A 2,333-nucleotide genomic window follows, 5' to 3' on the forward strand; every position below is an offset into this window, starting at 1 on the left:
GGTGCGACCAGAAAGTCGCATCTGTTGAGTGAGGCAGGGATGCCTCTGGTCGAGCCTTCTCGACCATTTCTAACCGGAGCGTGCGAGCTGGGTAACCGGCTGGTGCGAAGCCTCCGGCAACGAGCGGGGAGCTGGCAGCCATACGCCGGTGAACCGCCCAAGGAGAAGACCGGTATGGTGAACGAAAGTGAATCTGTGTTGATGCGTCGTTACCCATCAGTCCCCCGGAAGTGGCTTTTACGGGGAGCAAGGGAATGGGCTGGGGGCACGTGGATCCCTCAGTCGGAAGGTCGATATTCCCCGGCGTATAGCAGGCACCTAACCCGGTCGCATCTCACAGATGCGGAACTGAGTAACCCCGATGAGGTCCGGTCGCTGGTAACAGCGCCCGGTAAGCGGCTCGCAAGAGCCGCCCAACTCCTCAGCGGGTGTAGGAAGTTATCAGAAGCGAATGCCGCCAGCCGAAAGGCACGGGGAATACATAACCCGGCGGATAGGGCCATGCCCAACCTGAAAGGGTGCTGACAGATGACTGGTGAGTCCCCCGTAATCTCGTGGAACAGCAACCGAACCGTTCGTGAAAAGATGGACGGGCCGCAAGGCCTGATCGTAAGCGACGGAACTGTTCACTGGCAGACCATTGACTGGTCTGCCGCCTATCGAACCGTCAGGACGCTGCGCCAGAGAATCTATCGGGCGACTGAAATGCGGGACTGGAAGACGGTCCGCTCGTTGCAAAAGCTGATGCTGCGCAGCCGGGCGAACCTGCTCGTTTCCATCCGAAGGGTCAGCCAGATCAATCGCGGGAAAGCCTCTCCCGGTGTCGATGCGCGAACCGCACTGACGCCGACCGAGCGGGCCGATCTTGCGAGCCAGCTGGTGAACCTGAAGGCATGGGAACCGCTTCCAGCCCGGAGGGTGTATATCCCTAAAGCCAGCGGCAAGAAGCGGCCGCTCGGAATCCCGTCCCTTATCGACCGGTGCCAGCAGGCGATTGTGCTAAATGCGCTTGAACCCTGCTGGGAAGCACAGTTCGAGGGGACAAGCTACGGGTTCCGGCCCGGTCGTGGCGTCCATGACGCCATCGAGCGGATATATCTGGCAACCAAGTCCGGGTCCAAACGGGTCTGGGTTCTTGATGCCGATATCAAAGGCTGCTTCGACAATATCGACCATGCCGCCCTGATGGAGGCTATCGGCAACTTCCCCGCAAGGGGAATGATCCGCCGTTGGCTGAAGGCAGGCTATGTGGAAGATGGCGTGTTCCACGCCACCGAGCAGGGCACACCGCAAGGCGGGGTCATTAGTCCTCTCCTTGCCAACATCGCCCTGCATGGAATGGAAGAAGCGCTGGGCATTGAGTATCGCGGTGGTACGAGTGCCACATTTGTGAAGCCTCACTGTCCTGTCTTTGTGCGGTATGCGGATGACTTCGTCGTCATCTGCCACACTGAGACGCAAGCGCTTGAGGCCAGGACACGGGTTGCTGCCTTCCTCGCCGGGCGCGGTCTTCACCTCTCCGAGGAGAAGACCAGCATCCGGCACATACGGGAAGGCTTCGACTTCCTCGGCTTCAATGTCCGTTCCTATAAGGTGGCAGACCGCGCCGCTGGCACGAAGACCCTGATCAAACCTTCCAAGGACGCCGTCAAAGCGTTCAGGAAGAAGCTCAGGGACCTGTTCCGCGCCCATGTCGGCTCGGATCAGGGGCAACTGCTTGCAGCTGCCAATCCGGTGATACGTGGATGGTGCAACTACTACCGCTACAGTGTCGCCGGGAAAATCTTCTCAGGGATCGAACACTATGTCCATGTCCGGCAACGTCGCTGGTGCCACCGTGCCCATGCGAGGAAGCTGAAACACTGGTGGATGCGGAAATACTTCGGGCGGCACTATAACTGCCCGAACTTCAGCTACACCTTTATGGACAAGCAGTCTGGTGCGTTCATGATCCATCCAGCCGCGATCAAAATCGTGCGCTGGACGATGGTGAAACACCGCAACTCTCCCGACGATCCGTCTCTCGCCGATTACTGGCGAAACCGGACCCGCCGGATGGGAGGGACTGACCTCACGCGCAGTTGGCAGAAGGTTGCGCAGCGGCAACGGCACACGTGCCCGACCTGCCGCGAGAGCCTCTACAACGGCGAAACCATCCGCATGTCTCATGTGGATGGGGACAGGACGAACGGTTCCTACCGGAACCTGCGACTTGTCCACGCCGACTGCCGCCGCGCGTCTAATCAGGGACTTGCTTGAGCCGTGTGCGGGGAAACTTGCAAGCACGGTTCTGAGGGGACGGGCCGGTGGCAACACCGGCCTGTTACCCGACA

General features: G+C 60.0%; 1 protein-coding gene. It reads left to right on the forward strand.

Going from position 1 to position 2,333, the window contains the following annotated elements:
- Positions 1–528: 528 nt before the first annotated feature.
- Positions 529–2,259 carry a group II intron reverse transcriptase/maturase gene (ltrA, locus tag HY36_RS11390; protein WP_081806164.1) on the forward strand — a complete coding sequence of 577 codons (1,731 nt, stop codon included), beginning with the start codon at positions 529–531 and terminating at the stop codon, positions 2,257–2,259.
- The last annotated feature ends 74 nt before the right edge of the window (positions 2,260–2,333 follow it).

Source organism: Hyphomonas atlantica corrig., from assembly GCF_000682715.1.
In the GTDB taxonomy this organism is placed as follows: domain Bacteria; phylum Pseudomonadota; class Alphaproteobacteria; order Caulobacterales; family Hyphomonadaceae; genus Hyphomonas; species Hyphomonas atlantica.

Coding starts and splice junctions, on each gene's coding strand:
- ltrA (WP_081806164.1), top strand. CDS start 529: ATGACTGGTGAGTCCCCCGTAATCTCGTGGAACAGCAACCGAACCGTT.